Source organism: Mycobacterium sp. (genome assembly GCF_046091765.1).
GTDB lineage: Bacteria > Actinomycetota > Actinomycetes > Mycobacteriales > Mycobacteriaceae > Mycobacterium.
Genome location: NZ_JBJTCF010000081.1, coordinates 16,147 through 32,961 on the forward strand (window position 1 = coordinate 16,147; position 16,815 = coordinate 32,961).

Genomic DNA, 16,815 nt, shown 5'->3' on the forward strand with positions numbered 1-16,815 from the left:
TCACTCGCCGCGCTCGACGTACGGTCCACCGTCGGACATGTTCGGATGTGGTGTGTACCGGACGTCCGGAATCATCGTGCTCGGGTCGCGGCCCCACGACTGCTCGAGAGCCCGCAGCATGCCGGAGAACCCGGTACCGGTCAGCAACCCGTTGTCCAGGGCGCTGAGCGTCAGGTCCACGGTCAGCGACAGGTTGAAGTAGTCGCCGCGCATCGCCTTGTTCAGGTTGTCCACCGGGAACGGGTTGGTGATGAGCAGCTTGAGGGCGTCGGGCAGGTAGGGCGCGCCGCGGGCCAGTTGCTTGAGCGGACGCTGCAGCAGTTGCAGGTTGGTCTCCAGGTTGGCCCGGGAGGCCGCCAGCGCGTCACCGGAGACCCGGCTGAACCGGCCGACCGCCTCGATGGCGTTGGTCAGGTTGGTCCGGGCACCGGCCAGGTAGTTCACCAGCGGGGGCAGGTCCACCAGCAGCCGGTCGACCGTCGCGTCGCGGCCGGCCACGATCTTGAGCAGCGCGTTGGTCGAGTCGATCGCCTGGGCGATGTCGTTGCGCTGCTTGTTGAGACCGTCAGTGAAGGTGTCCAGCTTGGACAGGAAGGCCCGGATCGCGTCGCCGTTGCCGTTGAGCAGGTCGTTGGCCTCGGTGGCGATCACCTCGAGGTTGGAGATCCCGCCGCCGCGCAACACGATCGCCAGGCTGGCCAGCGTGCGCTCGACGGTCGGGAACGAGGAGGAGTTCTTCAGCGGGATCGTCGCGCCGCTCTGCAACCGCTGCGCGGACGGGTTGGGCGGCGCGGCCAGTTCCAGGTGCTGGGTGCCCAGGATGCTGGACTGGCCGATCCGCGCGGTGGCGTTGGCGGGCAGGTTGATGCCCGGGTCGATCCCGACGGTCAGCGTCGGAATCCAGTTCTTCAGCTCGATCGCCCGCACGGTTCCGACCGTGACGTCGGCGACCCGGACCCGGCTGTTGATGTTCAGCGCCAGGGTGTCGGGAACCTGGACGTAGATCGTGGTGCGATCCGAGCCGGTGCCCGCGCCGACCGGTAGCGGAATGGCCGCGATGCCCTTCCACCCGCAGGAGGTCAGCGTCACCGCCGTCACGGCGAGCGCCAGCCCGCGCCAAGCGAACCGGCGCAGGCTCGATGCTTTTGTCGTCCTGGTCGCGTTCCTGGTCGCGTTCACTGTCCCGTTCCCATCTCGGCCGGCAGTGCCGGACCGGGCGGCGCCATCGGTGGCGGCAGCGCGGCCCCGGGAGGCGGCGCGCTGAGTTGCTGGGACGGCGGCAACGGACCGGGGATGACGTCCGGCGCGGGCGGCGGCGGCGGCGCCGGCTGCGGGTACCACGGCGGCGGCAGCGGGTTGTTCTGGTTGCCGAACCCGTCATAGGAGTTCGGTGCCGCTCCGCCGCGCGGGCCGGCCGGCGGGATCGAGGCCGGGTCCGGTCCGCCCATCAGGGCGCCCAGCGAATCCGGGGTGAGCATGTTCGCGGTGAACGGCCCGACGTCGACGCCCTGCATGCCGGGTGCGACGACCCAGCCGGCCTCGTGGTTGCCGTGCGAGAACAGGGTGTCGCGCGACCAGATGCCCGGCACGGTGGTGTCCTTGTAGCCGTAGGGCGGGCGCAGCCGCTCCTCGGAGTAGGCGACGTACTTGGGCAGCGTCTCGGCGGTGGCGAACTGGTTGACGCCGAACGGCAGATAGTTGAACTTGATCGCGTCCAGGATCGGGGTCAGGTACTGCGCGCACAACTCCGCGGAGTCCTGGTAACCCAGCCGGCTGCCGGCCTGGATCGCGCTGCAGAGGAACTGCACCGGGTTGGCCAGGCTCGGGATGGCCGGGATCGCCACGATCGCGCCGTGGCTGGGGTGGTAGATCTGGGTGGCGTTGGCCGAAGCCGTCGGGTACACGTGCAGGAACTGCTCGAGGCCCTCGCGGACCTCCGGTTGCAGGATCGCGGTGGTGGCCTCTTCGAGATTCTTGATGTCGGCGGTCAGCACCTCGGCGTTCTGGTCGAGGAAGCTGCGCGCGGTGGTCAGCAGGCGGTCGATGTCACGCACCGCGTTGGCGACTTCCTGATCGGAGTTGGTCAGCGAGTTGGTGAAGGTGGACAGGTCGTTGTTAAGCGCGACGAACTGCTGGTCGCTCTGGCGCAGGGCGTTGACGAACAGCGCCAGGCTCTTGGTCACCCCGAACAGGTCGGTGCGCCCCTCGTTGAGCGCGCTGACCGCGTCGGACAGTCCCTTGAAGGCGGCGTTGAGTTGCTTGCCCTTGCCGTTCAGACCGTCGGACAGCGACGCCACGAACGCACCGATCGGCCCCTCGGGCTGCTCGGGTGTGGGCCCCAGGTCGGTGATCAGCTTGTCCAGGTTGCCGCGGATGTCGTCCCACTCCACCGGGGTCTGGGTGCGCTCCAGCGGAATGACCGCGTTGTCGGCGAGCACCGGTCCGCCGGTGTAGGGCGGGTCGAGCTGAATCACCCGTGAGGCCACCACGGTCGGGTTGATGATCGAGGCCATGGCGTTGGCGGGGACCTTGTACTTGCTGGGGTAGTTGAAGGTGACCTTCATCTTGTTGCCGGCCGGCTCGATCTTGTCGATGTCACCGACCTTCACGCCCATGATCTGCACCTTGTCGCCCGGATAGAGGGCAAGGGTGTCGGAGAAGTAGGCGACGACGGTCTTGGTGGTGGCACGCTGGTAGAGGTTCCACCCGACGAACGCGGCGACCACCGCGAGCAGCACGGCCAGCGCGCCGATGCCGACCGACCCGCGGGCCAGCTGGCCCAGACGCCAGTTACGCGGACTCGACATCAGTTACCCCCTGCGTCGGTGGGCGCCAGGGTCTCAGGGCCGGGGGGCACCGGGACGGTGCGCGCTCCGGGCGGTCCGGGCGCCAGCGCCGGTCCGGGCGCGCCGGCGACGGCCGGGCCCGGCAGGCCCGGTATCGCCGCGGCGGGCACCCCGTGGTTGATCGGGCCCTCGGGAACCGGTGCCGACAGCGCCAGTCCGGGCGGCCCGAACCCGCCGGGCACGGGTCCGTAGGGACCGTCGGTGGCCCCCGCGCACGGCATCGGGTTGCTCGCCGAGGGCAGGCCGGGTCCGCCGGCGGGCGTGTAGGAGCACGGCGAGCCGGGCGGGATCGCCGGACCGGGGAACTCCGGCGTGCCTTCGAGCACCTGCATCGGCGGCGGCGGCGCACCGTTGGAGAATCCGGGCTTGGTCGGGTCGGGGAACCGATAGGCCGGCAGGCCGGCGTTGCGCCAGAACTCCTCCGGATCGATGCCGCGTTCCTTGAAGGCGGCGTCGACGAAGGGCTGCAGGATCCAGTAGGGCACGATGTTGGAGATCGCGACCTTGAAGAACGGCCCCGAGGCGACGGCCTCGTTGAGCTGGGTGGCGATCCGCCCACTGAGGGTCAGCGCTTCGGCCAGTTCGTTCTTGCGCTTGACCAGCAGCGCGCTGATGGTGCGCAGCTGCTCGAGGGCGTTGTTGAGGTTGGGGTTGTCCTCGACGAACCCGGCGAACTGCTGGGACACCTCGGAGATGTTGGCCAGCAGGTAGTCGATCGCCTGGCCGCGCTGGTTGATCGCGCGCAGCAGCACCTGAGCGTTGACCAGCAGCCGGTTGACCTGCTCGCTGCGGTTGCCCAGCACGCCGGCCACCTTGTTGGCCTGGGCCAGCAGGTCCTTGACCTGTTGGTCGCGCTTTCCGAGGGTGTCGGAGAAGCGGGCGATGCCGTCGAGTGCCGCGCTCAGGTTCGGCGAGGTCTGGTCGACGGTCTCCGAGAGCGTGTTCAGCGAGCGCTTCAGGGTATCCAGATCCCACTTCGAGGTCGACTTGGTCAGGTCGGAGAACGCGTCGTAGAGCTGGTAGGGCGTGGTGCTCTGGGTCAGCGGCAGCACCTCGTCGGCGCGCAGCATCTTGTTGCCCCGCGGATCGATCTCGATGACCCGCTTGCCCAGGATGGTGTCGGTGCGGATGGACAGCCGGCTCTCGGTGCCGATCCGCTGATCGCCGAGGGTGAAGCCGACGTTGACCCGGTCGCCCTTGATCGCCAGCGACTTGACGTTGCCGACGTCCAATCCGGACACCCGGACCTTGTCGCCGGGGTTGATGCCGGCGGCGTCGGTGAACTCCGCGTAGTAGTCCGGCGTGGCGAAGACCTGCGGGACGCTGGCGAAGCTCTGCCCGACGAGGACCACGAGGAACAGGATCAGGATGCCGATCAGGCCGTTGCGGGCGCGGGTGGTCGTCTGCAGGGATCTCACTGCGGCGTGCACCTCCCCGTCGGCTGCTGCCAGACCTTGACGGTGCGCACCGGTCCGCCGGGCTGCAGGCCGTTGAGCCGCAGCGAGACGTCGCAGAGGTAGAAGTTGATGAAGTCGCCGTAGATGCCGCCGATCCGGCCGATCAGGTTGGCCGCCTGCGGCAGCTTGACCAGGGTGTCCTCCACGCTGGGGAGATTGTCGATCAGTGCCTGCTGGACCTGCTCGAGTTGGCCGATGTTGGTCTGCAGCAGCGGGCGGTCGTCACGCAGCAGCCCGCCCAGGGTGCCCGTGCCGTCACCGATCGCCTGGATCGCGTCGGCCAATGGGTCGGCACGGCTCTGCAGCCCGGTGATGAGCACCTCGAGCTTGTCGACCGTCTGGTCGAACTCCTTCTGGTGCTTGACCACCGTGTTGAGCGTGGTGTTGAGGTTGGTGATCACCTCACCGATGGCCTGATCGCGGTCGGCCAGCGCCGAGGTCAGCTCGGCGGTCTGCTGCAGGATCTGGTTGATCGTGCCGCCCTGCCCCTGGAAGGCCGCCAGCAGCGAGGTCGCGATGTTGTTGACCTTCTCCGCGTCCAGCGCGCGGAACAGCGGGCGGAACCCGCCGATCAGCGCGTCGAGGTCCAGCGCGGGCTGGGTGCGCGCCAGCGGGATCAGGCCGCCCGGCGGCAGGATCTGGTCGGCGCCGTCACCGGTTCCGCGCTCGAGGTTCACATACCGGTTGCCGATCAGGTCCAGGTAGCGGATCGTCGCGGTGGTCGACTGGTAGAGCGGCAGTGACTTGTCGACCTGCAGCGTGACCAGCGCGCGGCGGCCGTCGTCGGTCAGCTTGATGTTGGAGACCTTGCCGACCTCCACCCCACCGGCCCGGACGAACTGGCCGTTCTTCAGGCCGCTGGCGTTGCTGAACATCGCGGTGTAGGCGGTGGTGTTCTCGAAACGGAACTGCCCGAAGACGATCACAATGAGCGCAGTGAAGATGAGCAGGATGCCCGAGAGGATCCCGAGTTTGATGGCCGTGCCGCGGATGCTCATGGGTTGATCGTGTTCTCCCCGAACTGACGTCCCCAGACGTACTCCGCGAGCAGCGGCTGGCCGAGCTCGAAGTGGTTGTACGGCGAGAGCGTGAAGCCGGTGTCAGCGACCACGGTGGGGGCCGGCCAGAAGTTGTTGTTGATGTCCTGGAAGCACCCGGGGGCTCCGCCGGGCCCGCCGCGGGCGTTCGTCCGGGGCATGTTGTCGGGGAAGGCGTAGGGGTTCGGCGCTCCGAGCACGGGCGCCAGCACCCTCAGCGAGTACCCGTTGCCGCCCAGGGTGGCGTTGGCCAGCGGCAGCGCCTCGGCCGCGCCGCGCAGCGTGCAGTGGATCGCCGGGCTGTAGGTGTCCAGCACCTGCGAGGTCGGCACCAGGTCCTCGATCGCGCGCACCAGATACGGCGCGCCGCGCTCGAACACGTCGGCGCCGGTGTTGCCGAAGCCGACCGCGGCTAGCAGTGCGGCGTCGAGGTCACCGCGCTGCGCGTAGATCGTGCGCGCGGAGGTGGAGATGTTGTCCAGGGCGTCGAGCAGGTCCGGTGCGGCGGTGGTGTAGACGTCGGCGAAGCCCACCAGCTGCTGCAGGTCGAACTGCAGGGTCGGCAGCTGCGGGTTGAGTTCGTCGAGGGCGGCGTTAGCGTTGTTGATCGCCACGCCGAGCTTGCCGCCCAGTCCGGTCAGCGCCTCCGCGGCGGCCGACAGGGTGAGGTTGAGCTTGACCGGGTCGACCTTCTCCGCCAGCGAGGTGACGGTCTCGAACAGGGTGTTGAACTCGGTTGTGACGTTGGTGGCGTCGATCTCGTCGGAGCTGGAGAGTCGGGCCTTGGTCGGGTCCGCCGGGCTCTTCAGGGAGACGTACTTGTTGCCGAAGATGGTGGTCGCGTCGATGGTCGCGCCGACGTTGGCCGGGATGAGCGGGATGTAGCGGTTGTTGATCTCCAGGTTGAGCTGGGCCACCTGCTTGCCGTTGCGATCCAGCGGCTCGACGCTGATCACCCGCCCGACCGGCAGGCCGTTGTAGGTGACCTTGCCGCCCGGATCCATCACCAGCCCGGCGCGGCTGGAGATCAGCGTGACGTCGGTCTTCGGCGTCAGGGTGCCCCGGTACTGCAGCACCACGAAGGTGAAGACCAACCCGAGGATCACCAGCAGCACCAGACCCGCCAGTTTCAGCGGCGGCGTGCGCGTGTCGTTCTTTCTTCCCGCCATGGCTTAGAGCGTCAGGTTGAAGTTCGGGTTGGTCCCGTAGAGGGCCAACGATGCCGACAGGACGATCAGCACGATGTAGACCAGCGAGGCCCGCATCGAGCGGCCCACCGCCTCGCCGACGCCCACCGGGCCGCCGCTGGCGTTGTAGCCGAAGTAGCAGTGGTTGATCATCACCACGATCGCGATGACGATGCCCTGCACGAAGGACCAGCCGACGTCGTCGAGACGCAGCAGGGTGCGGAAGTAGTGGTCGTAGGTGCCGGCGGACTGCCCGTAGAACACGGTCGTCATCAGCTGGGCCGAAAGGAAGTTCATGATGATGGCCATCGCGTAGAGCGGGACGATGACCACCATGCCGGCCAGGATGCGGGTCGACACCAGGTAGGACACCGACTTGATGCCCATCACCTCCAGGGCGTCGACTTCCTCGGCGATGCGCATCGCGCCCAGCTGCGCTGTGGCGCCCGCGCCGACGGTGGACGCCAGCGCGTGGCCGGTGGTGATGGGCGCGACGATGCGGATGTTGACCAGGGCCGCGAGCCCGGCGGTGACCGCCTCGACGCCGATGTTGCCCAGCGAGGCGTAGCCCTGGATCGCGATCAGGGTGCCGGCCGACAGCGTCACGAAGCAGACGATGGCCACCGTGCCGCCGATCACCGCCATCGCTCCGGTGCCCATGCCGATCTCGGCGATCAGCCGCAGCACTTCCTTGCGGTAGTAACGCAGCGCGTGCGGGATCTCACCGAGAGCCTGCGCGGCGAACCAGGCCAGCTTGCCGAAGCTGTCGAGGAAGCGCCCCGGCGCGCCGAGAAGCTTGTTCAGTCCGGAGTATCCGCGGGGGAACCGCCCCCGCAGCACCGCATCCGTTGTCGTCGAGGCCATTACCGCCCCGTCCCGAACCGGACGCCGATCGTGGTCAGGATGACGTTGACCGCGAAAAGCGCGATCACGCAGAGCACCAGCGTCTCGTTGACGCCCTGCCCCACACCCTTGGAGCCGCCGCTGACGGTCAGCCCGCGATAACAGCCCACCAGCCCGGCGATCAGCCCGAACACCAGCGCCTTGGTCAGCGATATCGCCACCTCGGGCAGACCGGTGACCAGGGTCAGGGTTTGGACGTAGGCGCCCGGGGAAATGTTCTGCACGTACACCCCGAAGATGAACCCGCCGACCAGGCCGATGGTGATGACCGCACCGTTGAGCAGGAAGGCCACGAACGTCGAGGCGGCGACGCGCGGGACGACCAGGCGGTGGATCGGGTCGATGCCCAGCACCTCCAGGGCGTCGATCTCCTCGCGGACGGTGCGCGCGCCGAGGTCCGCGCAGATCGCGGTGGAGCCCGCACCGGCGACCACCAGAACGGTCACCAGCGGACCCAGCTGGGTCACCGCACCCAGCGCCGCGCCGGCACCGGAGACGTCCCCCGCGCCGATCTCCTGCAGCAGCAGGTTGAGGGTGAAGATGATGAGCACCGTGTCGGGGACCGCGACCGCGACCGTCGGCAGGAACGTCACCCGCAGCAGAAACCAGCTCTGCAGGACGAACTCTTTCCACTCGAACGGTCGGGTGAGGGCCTTGGCGGTCAGCACGCACATCCGGAAGAAGCCGCCGACCGACTGCAAGGGCTTGTTGAGTCTGTTGCGCAGGGCGTCGAGGCTGCTGGGCGCGGTAGCGGTGGTCACCGAAGACTCTCCCTCCTCACACCCCGCCCGACGGGTGGTCCACACAGGCGCGTCAGGAATGTACCCGACGTTTCGGCCCGTGTGTGGCGCAACGGCTTGATTAACGGAGGATTACTTCTGACTCACAAGTCGTGTCTTGCCGCAGCGGCTCGCACGGCGTGGTCGGCGGCTTAGCTAGCCCCGCTAACCTGCGCCGCTCAGCCGTCGGCGAGTTGCTCGGCGCGGCTCTTGAGGTTGGCGGCCAGGTGCTCGAGGGCGTCGTTGACGAGTTTCTTGACCATCACCGCGGGCACCGCCAGCGACGTCTCCACCTCCAGGTCCACGGTGAGCAGGCTCGACGGTCCCATCTCGACCACCGAGAACACCTGGTTCTGCTTGGTGAACAGCTCGCCCTGCTGCATCACGGTCTGGATCTGCGTCGGCCCGGGGTAGTACACCGCCTGGATATAGGTGCCGCGGTGGCCCTGGACCTCGGTGTCGATCCGCAGCTGGCTGGGCCGGCCGTCGTCGTAGCGGGCCAGCACCCAGACGTCTTTGACCTCGTCGTTCCACTGCGGGTAGGACTCGAAGTCGGCCACGATCCGCAGGATCGCCCGGGCGTCGGCGCTGACCTCGACGGTCTTGCTGACCAGCGGCATCAGCGGGTGGCCTCGGCGGGGGTGCCCAGCGGACTGTCGGCGCGGGTCTTCTCGTCGCGGATCAGCCCGCGCAGCAGGGCGGTGGAGAACTCGGCGGCGATCTCGGCGGCGGTGCGCCGGCCGTCCGGGCGCAGCCAGCGGTAGGCGCCCAGCGTCATGCCGATGTAGCCCAGTGCCACCACGTGGGAGTCGCACTCGTAGAACTCCCCGCTGGCGATGCCCCGGTCGATCAGGCCGTGGACGTGCTCGTAGACCTGGGTCTCCTTCTCCCGGACCTCGGCGACCTGCTCGTCGGTGAACCACTCGGTGATGTAGGGCTGCTCCTGGAAGTACACCGCCGCGCCCTCGGGGTTCTCGGCGATCTGGGTCAGCAGCCGCACGGTGTACTGGTAGAGCGCCTCGCGGGCGGTCCAGGTCGGGTCGTCGTGCACCGCCGCCAGGGTGCCCACCGCCGCGCGGCGGTAGATGTCGAACAGGATCAGCGACTTGCTCGCGTAATAGTGGTAGACCGTCGCCTTGTTCAGGCCCACCACGTCGGCCACGTCGTCCATCCGGGTGCCGTGGTAGCCGCGGGCGGCGAACAACCTGGTCGCGACGGCCAGCAGCTCCTCGCGGCGGGTGGTCCCGTTCTCCGGTGGCATGGGTGTCCTCGGGGTGGATGGGCGGGGTCAATCAACTGGTTGGACTGTTGCGGACCGTTTCGGACAGTTTAGGAGACCGGATGACCGACGGATCGCCCGTGGGACGCGGCCCGGCGGTCTAGACTGCGGGCATGGATCCGAATCCGGACTACGACGCCTCCGACGAGATCGAGTACTTCATGAGCTGGCTGCCGTGGGCGCTGCGGGGCGTGGACTGGACCGGAACCCCGGCCTACCCGCCCGTCTAGGGCAACCAGGCGAACCCGTCGGCTCCCCCGGCCACCCGGCCGAGTTCTTTGCCGTCCCGGTCACTGATGAGCAGTGGCCGGTCCGTGCCGGTGCCCACGTAAGCGATGCGGGCTGAATCTCCCGAACCCGTCCACACCGGCGCTGGCGCGTCCGCCGGGGTGTCGGCGAGGGTCCGATCCTGCTGCGGCTTCTCCAGCACCCGGATGGTCTTGGTCCGTTGGTCGGCGCTCCACTCGGTGAACGCGATCGCTCCGGAGGACAGCGCCGTGACGTCGTCGTAGGAGCCGCCCTTGAGCAGCGCCACCGGAGGGTTGGGCGGGTCCAGCGCGTAGATGCCGCCGTCGCGCAGCGCGAAAGGTATTGCGGTGAAAAGACTTCCGGTCGCGTCGCCGTTGGCGAACAGCAGCGACCGGCCGTCGGCGTCGTAGCTGATGGCGAACGCGTTGGTGTCCTTGGCGACCACCGTCGAGGCGCCGCCGACGGCGAGCACGTTGACGTCGACCGGGCTGACGTCGCTGCGCCCGCCGACCCAGGCGATCTGTTGACCGGCCGGCGACCACGCGTAGCCCTCGTCGGCGAACAGCGGCTGCGGGGGAGCGGCGACCGAGCCGGTCCGGGCGTCGGCGGTCAGCAGGAATCCCCCGCCGCCGGCGCTCTTGAGGAACGCGATCCGCTCGCCGGTGGGCGACCACCGCGGGGCGACGACGCGGCCCGGGCCTTCGCCGTCGAAGGTGGGCACCAGCGCGGCCGGGTCGACCAGCCGTCGCGGCGGGCCCGCGGGGGTCCTGCCCCGCGAGAGGTCGAGCACCCACAGTTCGCCGCCCTGTCCCGGGCCCGCCTCGGCGGGTTCGGTGCGGCGCACGAAGGCGATCCGGGTGCCGTCGGGGGACGGCGCCGGCTCGGAGTCGCCGGGCCCGTCGGTGATCTTGCGGCCCGCCGCACCCGCCGGCCCGCTGAGGTAGAGCGCGCCGTCCTTGGCGTAGACCAGCGCCGGGCCGGGTGCCGGGCCCTCGGCGGGACGGGCGCAACCCGCCGCGGCGAGGGTGATCACCAGGAGGGCCGCCGCTGTCCGCATGGGCCGTCACTGTAGCGGCCGGACCCTGCGCCGCCCTTGTAGGCTGAGCCACCTTGTGACCGATCTGACCACCCTCGCCGCGCGCCCGGATCCGAGCCGACTGCGGATCGACTGCTACCCGCTGCAGGACCAGATCGCCGCGCGCTACGGCGACATGGACGCCAACGGCCACCTCAACAACGTCGCCCTGGAGTCGCTGCACGAGAACGCCCGGGCCGGCTTGGGCCGAAGGTTGCGTCCGGCCGACACCGGCCTGCTGCGCCGGGGACTTCGGCTGGTGACCGCGCAGCGGACCACCCACTTCCTCACCGAGGCGCACTGGCCGGCGATGATCGACACCGGAGCCGGCGCCGGGCGCATCGGACGCACGTCCTATGTCGCCTCGACCGGGTTGTTCCGCGACGGCGTGTGCATCAGCGTCTGCGACGCCCTGACCGTGCTGCTGGACTCCGACGGTCCCACCGCGCTGCCGGAGGACTTCCGGGAGGCGCTGCAGGCGGTGCTGCTGGGAGTGCCGCGGGCCTGAGGCCTCAGAGCGCTTTGAGTTCCTCGATGACCTCGCCGACCGACTTCTTGGCGTCGCCGAACAGCATCGAGGTGGTCGGGCCGGAGAACAGCGGGTTGTCGATACCGGCGTAGCCCGACGACATCGACCGCTTGAGCACGATCACCGAACGGGACTGGTCGACGTTGAGGATCGGCATGCCGTAGATCGGGCTGGACGGGTCGGTGCGCGCCGCGGGGTTGGTGACGTCGTTGGCGCCGATCACCAACGTCACGTCGGTGCGCGGGAACTCGCCGTTGATGTCGTCCATCTCCTTCATCGCGTCGTAGTCGACGTCAGCCTCGGCCAGCAGCACGTTCATGTGGCCGGGCATGCGGCCTGCCACCGGGTGGATGGCGAACTTGACCTCCACACCCTTCTGCTCCAGCAGGTCCGCCATCTCCTTGACCGCGTGCTGGGCCTGGGCGACGGCCAGGCCGTAGCCGGGAACGACGATCACCTGATTGGCGTACGCCATCTGGATCGCGGCGTCGGACGCCGAGGTCGCCTTCACCGCGCCCTGCTCGGCTCCGCCCGGTCCGCCGCCGGCGTCGGTGCCGCCGAACGACCCGAACACGATCGCCGGGATCGAGCGGTTCATCGCCACCGCCATCAGGTTGGTCAGGATCGAACCCGACGCGCCAACGATCATCCCGGCCACGATCATCGCGGTGTTGTTCAGCGCCAACCCGGCTGCCGCGGCCGACAACCCGGTCATCGCGTTCAGCAGCGAGATCACCACCGGCATGTCGGCGCCACCGATCGGGAACACCACGAAGAGGCCCATCACACCGGCGAGCACCAGCAGCAGCGCGACCCACCAGACCGGCAGGCCGGGTGTCAGGCCGATGTACACCGCGGTACCGACGGCGGCCAGCAGCAGCGCGATGTTGGCGGCCTGGAAGATCTTGGCGCCCTTGACGAACGCCTTCTCGACGTTCTTGGGGATGATGTTTTCCTGCAGCTTGGCGAAGGCGACCAGCGAACCCCAGAACGACACCGAGCCGATGATCGCGGCGAACAGCGATCCGACCACCAGGGCGACCGTGGGGGACTGTTCGGGCTTGAACTGCGAGAAGCCCTCGGTCTCAATGAATTCCGCCCAGGCGATGAGGGCGACCGTGCCGCCGCCGACACCGTTGAACAGCGCGACCAGCTGGGGCATCGCGGTCATCTTGGTCTTCTTGGCCGGCGGCACACCCAGGATGACGCCGATCGCCAGGCCGGCGACGATCAGGATCCAGTTGATCGCCGCGGTGTCGCGGACCTTGATCAGCGTGGCGATCACCGCGATACCCATACCGACCGCGGCGATCCAGTTGCCCCGCACCGCGGTCTTGGGACCGGTCAGCCCCATCAGGCCGTAGATGAACAGCGAGAAAGCGACGATGTAGAGGACGTCGACGAGGTAGGTCACCCGGTGATCTCCTTCGGCGTGCTCTCTTTCGTCGCGGGCAGTGCCTTCTTCTTGCTCTTGAACATGCCCAGCATCCGATCGGTGACCAGGAAGCCGCCGATCACGTTGAGCGTGCCGAACACCAGCGCGATGAACCCGATGATGCGCACGCCCCAGTGCGCGTCGGCGGGCAGGCTGCCCAGCACCAGCAGCGCACCGAGCACGACGATGCCGTGGATGGCGTTGGTGCCCGACATCAGCGGGGTGTGCAAGGTGTTGGGCACCTTGGAGATCACCGCGAACCCGACGAACCCGGCCAGCACCAGGATCGCGAGGTTGGCCAGCAGTGCGGAGTACACGGTGTCAGCCCTCCCGGGTCACGCAGGCCGCGGCGACGACCTCGTCTTCGAAGTCGGGTGCCAGCGCACCGTCGGTGATGAGCAGTTCCAGCAGCGCGGTGATGTTCTTGGCGTAGAGCTCACTGGCGTGCTCGGGCATGGTCGCCGGCAGGTTGAGCGGCGAGGCGATCGTCACGCCGTGGCGCACCACGGTCTCACCCGGCACGGTCAACTCGCAGTTGCCGCCGGTCTCACCGGCCAGGTCGACGACCACGCTGCCCGGCTTCATTCCCTGCACCGCCGCGGCCGTCACCAGCCGGGGGGCGGGTCGACCGGGCACCAGTGCGGTGGTGATCACCACGTCGAAACCGCCGATGGCCTTCTCCAGCCGCTCCTGCTGGCGGGCGCGTTCGGCGTCGGTGAGTTCGCGCGCGTAGCCGCCCTCGCCGACCGCGTCGATCGCGCCGTCGCCGAGGTCGAGCCACTGCGCCCCCACCGAGCGCACCTGATCGGCGACGTCGGGGCGCACGTCGTAGCCGGTGGTCTTGGCGCCCAGCCGCTTGGCGGTGGCCAGCGCCTGCAGACCGGCCACCCCGACCCCGAGTACCAGCAGGCTGGCCGGCTTGACCGTGCCCGCGGCGGTGGTCAGCATCGGGAAGAAGCGGGTGGACTCGCTGGCGGCGAGCAGCACCGCCTTGTAGCCGGCGACGTTGGCCTGCGAGGACAGCGCGTCCATCGCCTGGGCGCGGGAGATCCGCGGGACCGCTTCCAGCGCGAAGGCCTGCACGCCGGCGGCCTTGAGCGCGGCGATCTGGTTGTCGGCGTTGCGGGGATGCAGGAACCCGATCAGCGTCTGGCCGGATCGCAGCCGGGCGACCTCGGCCGGCGTGGGGGGGTCGACCTTGACGACGACGTCGGCCGACCAGGCGTCGCCGATGGTCGCCCCGGCCGCGGTGTAGAGCTCGTCGGGCAGCAGCGCGCGCTGCCCGGCGCCGGACTCGACCACCACCGCCACGCCGGTGCCGACCAGTGCGGAGACCGCCTTGGGCACCAGCGCGACCCGGCGCTCGTCGGGAGCCGCCTCGGCGACGACGCCCACGGTCGTCTGCGAACCTGTCATCGGCGCTTCCTGGAGATTTCGGGCGACATGATGGCCCGCCGGTGTTCGTGAGATTGCTCGTGACACCCTAGCCGCTTCCTTTCTCCGCAGGACACGGCCCGACCCGGGTCGCGCGACGCTGATCGTGGGAACCCGCGTGCCCGGAGACCGGCCGATTTCTTAAAATCTTTGTTTCCGACTGGATCACAGGAACCAACTGTGATAGGTATTACTTACGCGTTTCCTGAGCGGGGGCTGATACAAACCACGATCCTCCGGACTGTTTTGCTGCTGGTATCTCGATCGCACGTCGTGTTGATCGGTGGCTGCGGTTCGCAAACGCCATCACTTGAGTGAAAAAACCATGAGTGCTCTAACTCTTTGCTGACTTATCGCTATCGAGGAGTTTCCCCATGAGTTCTGCCCGTGCCGACCGCGTAAGCCATCCGAAAGATCCGACGTCTCTGCCCCACCGCGCCCCGGGCGCGAGCCACGCCCGATTCATCGGCCGGGTCGGGGTTCTCGCCGCCGCGCTCGGCGTGGGCACCCTGATCGGCGGTCTGGGCATCGCCGCCGCCGACTCCGGCACCGACTCCACCACCAGCGCTCAGTCCGACTCAGGGACCAACGCGAAGGCTGGAGCGCAGACTTCCGGCCGTGGCGAGCGCCGCACCGCGCCCGCTCCGGTTGCCCCCGCGGCCGCCGCTGCGACCGAGCGCCCGGCCCCGGCCCCGCGCGTGACCGGCTCCTCGACGGACACCCGGGCATCCGGTGACTCGCGCGGATCCGATTCCCGGCCCGGCGCGGTGACCTCGGGCCGGGCCGTGCGGCCCGCCCTTCCCGCGACCGGCGCCGCCGATCTGCCGCGGCTGCCCGACATCGGCCGCCCGGTGCTGACGGCCGCGCCGACCGCGCCGGTCGCCACCGGCGATGCGCCCGCGGTCTCCGCCGCACCGGCCGGCACCCCGACGCCGGCGGCGCCCGAACAGGTCGCCGTCGACGCGGTGGTCAACCCGCTGCTGGGCGGCGGACCCGGTGCGCCGGGCGAGACGGCACTGGCGTGGGCCGTGCTCGCGGCGGCCCGTCGCACGGGCCGGGTGTCCGCCGCGTCGGCAACCGCCCAGCCGCTGCCCGCCGCCACGACCACCACCGGCACGACCACCAAGATCACCTGGGCGTGGGGCAGCAACACCGCGCTGAACTTCAACACCGCGACCGACAAGCTGGACTTCGGCTGGTTCGCGCCGACCGAGTTCTCCGTCTCCGAGAATTCCGGATCGACGCGGATCTCGATCACCAACAACAACCAGACCTACACCCTCACCGGTGTCGGACTGAAGCAGCTCAGCGCCACCACCAACATCATCGCGCTCAATCCCGACACCGCGGCCAAGTGGCAGAACGCGATCGCGACCGCAAGCTCCACGGCCACGTCCACACCGTCCACGCCGACCACGCCGACTTCTCCGGCCGTGTCGGGGGGCACCATCACCAAGATCATCTGGGCGTGGGGTACCAACACCGCGCTGAACTTCAACCCCGCGACCGACAAGCTGGACTTCGGCTGGTTCCAGCCGACCAACTTCGAGATCGCCGAGCCGGGCGGGTCGACGCAGATCTCGATCACCGGCAACAACCAGACCTACACCCTCAGCGGGGTGGGGCTCAAACAGATGAGTACCGGCAACATCATCGCGCTGGATCCCGCGACGACCGCGAAGTGGCAGAACGCGATCACCAACGCCGGCACGGTCACCCCGCCGCCGGTGGTCAGCGCACCGACGGTGTCGATCTCCAACGTGTCGGTCGCCGAAGGCAACTCGGGCAGCACCACGGCGCGCTTCACGGTGTCGCTGTCCAAGGCGGCAACCTCCACGGTCACCGTCGGTTATGCGACGGCCAACGGGACCGCGACCGCCGGGCAGGACTACACCGCCACCAGCGGCACCGTGAGCTTCGCCCCGGGGGTGATCTCCCAGCAGATCAGTGTCAACGTCACCGGCGACACCACCGTGGAGCCGGACGAGACGTTCACCGTCACCCTGGCCAACCCGACCGGCGCGACTCTGGCGACGGCGAGTGCGACGGGCACCATCACCAACGACGACACCGCACCGGTGGTCAGCGCACCGACGCTGTCGATCGCCAACGTGTCGGTCGCTGAAGGCAACTCGGGTAGCACGACCGCGCGCTTCACCGTGTCGCTGTCCAAGGCGGCAACCTCCACGGTCACCGTCGGTTATGCGACGGCCAACGGGACCGCGACCGCCGGGCAGGACTACACCGCGGCCAGCGGCACCCTGAGCTTCACCCCGGGGGTCATCTCCCAGCAGATCAGCGTCAACGTCACCGGCGACACCACCGTGGAGCCCACTGAGACGTTCACCGTCACCCTGACCAACCCGACCGGCGCCACCTTTGTTTCTGGGGCGGCCACCGCGAGTGCGACGGGCACCATCACCAACGACGACACCGCCACCACACCGGTGACCCCGCCGGTGGTCGGTGACCGCTGGGGCACCACGTTCTACGCCCCCTACGTCGACATGGGCGGCTGGCCGGTGCCCGACCTGCTGGCGATCAGCCAGACCAACGGCGGCGGGTCGCTGTTCACCGCAGCGTTCATGCAGGCCACCCCCGACGG

At 69.0% G+C, this 16,815-nt stretch carries 16 protein-coding genes; 3 read left to right on the plus strand and 13 right to left on the minus strand.

The window, feature by feature from the left end; all coding sequences use genetic code 11:
• From ACKOB8_RS08390 to ACKOB8_RS08430, 9 genes are all read right to left on the minus strand, one after another.
• Positions 1-1,179: a virulence factor Mce family protein gene (locus ACKOB8_RS08390; protein ID WP_526376751.1), complete on the minus strand. Its 1,179-nt coding sequence runs from the start codon at positions 1,177-1,179 to the stop codon at positions 1-3.
• Positions 1,176-2,807 (minus strand): virulence factor Mce family protein, encoded by a 1,632-nt coding sequence (locus ACKOB8_RS08395; protein ID WP_526376752.1) that lies wholly within the window; start codon positions 2,805-2,807, stop codon positions 1,176-1,178. The genes ACKOB8_RS08390 and ACKOB8_RS08395 overlap by 4 nt, the downstream gene beginning before the upstream one ends.
• Complete coding sequence (locus ACKOB8_RS08400; protein WP_526376753.1) at positions 2,807-4,264, minus strand: MCE family protein; 1,458 nt, start codon at positions 4,262-4,264, stop codon at positions 2,807-2,809. Before ACKOB8_RS08400 ends, ACKOB8_RS08395 begins: the two co-directional genes overlap by 1 nt.
• Positions 4,261-5,301, minus strand: coding sequence for an MCE family protein (locus ACKOB8_RS08405; RefSeq protein WP_526376754.1), 1,041 nt, complete (start codon positions 5,299-5,301; stop codon positions 4,261-4,263). The genes ACKOB8_RS08400 and ACKOB8_RS08405 overlap by 4 nt, the downstream gene beginning before the upstream one ends.
• Positions 5,298-6,509 (minus strand): MCE family protein, encoded by a 1,212-nt coding sequence (locus ACKOB8_RS08410; protein WP_526376755.1) that lies wholly within the window; start codon positions 6,507-6,509, stop codon positions 5,298-5,300. Before ACKOB8_RS08410 ends, ACKOB8_RS08405 begins: the two co-directional genes overlap by 4 nt.
• Before the next feature lie 3 nt (positions 6,510-6,512).
• A complete protein-coding gene (locus tag ACKOB8_RS08415; protein ID WP_526376756.1) occupies positions 6,513-7,391 on the minus strand; it encodes an MlaE family ABC transporter permease in 879 nt (292 codons plus the stop codon).
• A complete protein-coding gene (locus ACKOB8_RS08420; RefSeq protein ID WP_526376767.1) occupies positions 7,391-8,104 on the minus strand; it encodes an MlaE family ABC transporter permease in 714 nt (237 codons plus the stop codon). Before ACKOB8_RS08420 ends, ACKOB8_RS08415 begins: the two co-directional genes overlap by 1 nt.
• A gap of 284 nt (positions 8,105-8,388) precedes the next feature.
• Complete coding sequence (locus ACKOB8_RS08425) at positions 8,389-8,829, minus strand: SRPBCC family protein (RefSeq protein WP_526376757.1); 441 nt, start codon at positions 8,827-8,829, stop codon at positions 8,389-8,391.
• On the minus strand, positions 8,829-9,470 hold the full coding sequence (locus ACKOB8_RS08430; RefSeq protein ID WP_526376758.1) for a TetR/AcrR family transcriptional regulator: 642 nt from the start codon (positions 9,468-9,470) through the stop codon (positions 8,829-8,831). Before ACKOB8_RS08430 ends, ACKOB8_RS08425 begins: the two co-directional genes overlap by 1 nt.
• 131 nt (positions 9,471-9,601) lie before the next feature.
• On the opposite strand from ACKOB8_RS08430, the gene ACKOB8_RS08435 reads away from it, so the two are divergent.
• Positions 9,602-9,718, plus strand: a complete 117-nt coding sequence (locus tag ACKOB8_RS08435) for a hypothetical protein (RefSeq protein WP_526376759.1) — start codon at positions 9,602-9,604, stop codon at positions 9,716-9,718.
• On the opposite strand, the gene ACKOB8_RS08440 is transcribed toward ACKOB8_RS08435, so the two are convergent.
• Positions 9,715-10,794 carry a TolB family protein gene (locus tag ACKOB8_RS08440; RefSeq protein WP_526376760.1) on the minus strand — a complete coding sequence of 360 codons (1,080 nt, stop codon included), beginning with the start codon at positions 10,792-10,794 and terminating at the stop codon, positions 9,715-9,717. The genes ACKOB8_RS08435 and ACKOB8_RS08440 overlap by 4 nt on opposite strands.
• 55 nt (positions 10,795-10,849) lie before the next feature.
• Here ACKOB8_RS08440 and ACKOB8_RS08445 point away from each other — a divergent pair, with 55 nt between their 5' ends.
• The gene (locus tag ACKOB8_RS08445) at positions 10,850-11,320 is read left to right on the plus strand and encodes an acyl-CoA thioesterase (RefSeq protein WP_526376761.1); all 471 of its coding nucleotides are present in this window, start codon (positions 10,850-10,852) and stop codon (positions 11,318-11,320) included.
• A gap of 4 nt (positions 11,321-11,324) precedes the next feature.
• Here ACKOB8_RS08445 and ACKOB8_RS08450 read toward each other — a convergent pair whose 3' ends face one another.
• Genes ACKOB8_RS08450 through ACKOB8_RS08460 form a run of 3 tightly spaced genes read right to left on the minus strand, consistent with a single transcriptional unit; the run spans position 11,325 to position 14,192 of the window.
• On the minus strand, positions 11,325-12,755 hold the full coding sequence (locus ACKOB8_RS08450; protein WP_526376762.1) for an NAD(P)(+) transhydrogenase (Re/Si-specific) subunit beta: 1,431 nt from the start codon (positions 12,753-12,755) through the stop codon (positions 11,325-11,327).
• Positions 12,752-13,093, minus strand: a complete 342-nt coding sequence (locus ACKOB8_RS08455) for a proton-translocating transhydrogenase family protein (protein ID WP_526376763.1) — start codon at positions 13,091-13,093, stop codon at positions 12,752-12,754. The genes ACKOB8_RS08450 and ACKOB8_RS08455 overlap by 4 nt, the downstream gene beginning before the upstream one ends.
• Before the next feature lie 4 nt (positions 13,094-13,097).
• Positions 13,098-14,192, minus strand: a complete 1,095-nt coding sequence (locus ACKOB8_RS08460; protein ID WP_526376764.1) for a Re/Si-specific NAD(P)(+) transhydrogenase subunit alpha — start codon at positions 14,190-14,192, stop codon at positions 13,098-13,100.
• A 392-nt stretch (positions 14,193-14,584) separates the two neighbouring features.
• Between ACKOB8_RS08460 and ACKOB8_RS08465 the strand changes: the two genes are divergently transcribed.
• Positions 14,585-16,815: Calx-beta domain-containing protein (locus ACKOB8_RS08465; RefSeq protein WP_526376765.1), on the plus strand; the 2,231-nt coding region annotated here is incomplete at its 3' end.

Excerpts from the sequence above, each read along its gene's own strand:
- ACKOB8_RS08420 (WP_526376767.1), bottom strand. The coding sequence starts at position 8,104 with ATGTGCGTGCTGACCGCCAAGGCCCTCACCCGACCGTTCGAGTGGAAA.
- ACKOB8_RS08440 (WP_526376760.1), bottom strand. The coding sequence starts at position 10,794 with ATGCGGACAGCGGCGGCCCTCCTGGTGATCACCCTCGCCGCGGCGGGT.
- ACKOB8_RS08410 (WP_526376755.1), bottom strand. The coding sequence starts at position 6,509 with ATGGCGGGAAGAAAGAACGACACGCGCACGCCGCCGCTGAAACTGGCG.
- ACKOB8_RS08425 (WP_526376757.1), bottom strand. The coding sequence starts at position 8,829 with ATGCCGCTGGTCAGCAAGACCGTCGAGGTCAGCGCCGACGCCCGGGCG.
- ACKOB8_RS08460 (WP_526376764.1), bottom strand. The coding sequence starts at position 14,192 with ATGACAGGTTCGCAGACGACCGTGGGCGTCGTCGCCGAGGCGGCTCCC.
- ACKOB8_RS08415 (WP_526376756.1), bottom strand. The coding sequence starts at position 7,391 with ATGGCCTCGACGACAACGGATGCGGTGCTGCGGGGGCGGTTCCCCCGC.
- ACKOB8_RS08430 (WP_526376758.1), bottom strand. The coding sequence starts at position 9,470 with ATGCCACCGGAGAACGGGACCACCCGCCGCGAGGAGCTGCTGGCCGTC.
- ACKOB8_RS08405 (WP_526376754.1), bottom strand. The coding sequence starts at position 5,301 with ATGAGCATCCGCGGCACGGCCATCAAACTCGGGATCCTCTCGGGCATC.
- ACKOB8_RS08435 (WP_526376759.1), top strand. The coding sequence starts at position 9,602 with ATGGATCCGAATCCGGACTACGACGCCTCCGACGAGATCGAGTACTTC.
- ACKOB8_RS08395 (WP_526376752.1), bottom strand. The coding sequence starts at position 2,807 with ATGTCGAGTCCGCGTAACTGGCGTCTGGGCCAGCTGGCCCGCGGGTCG.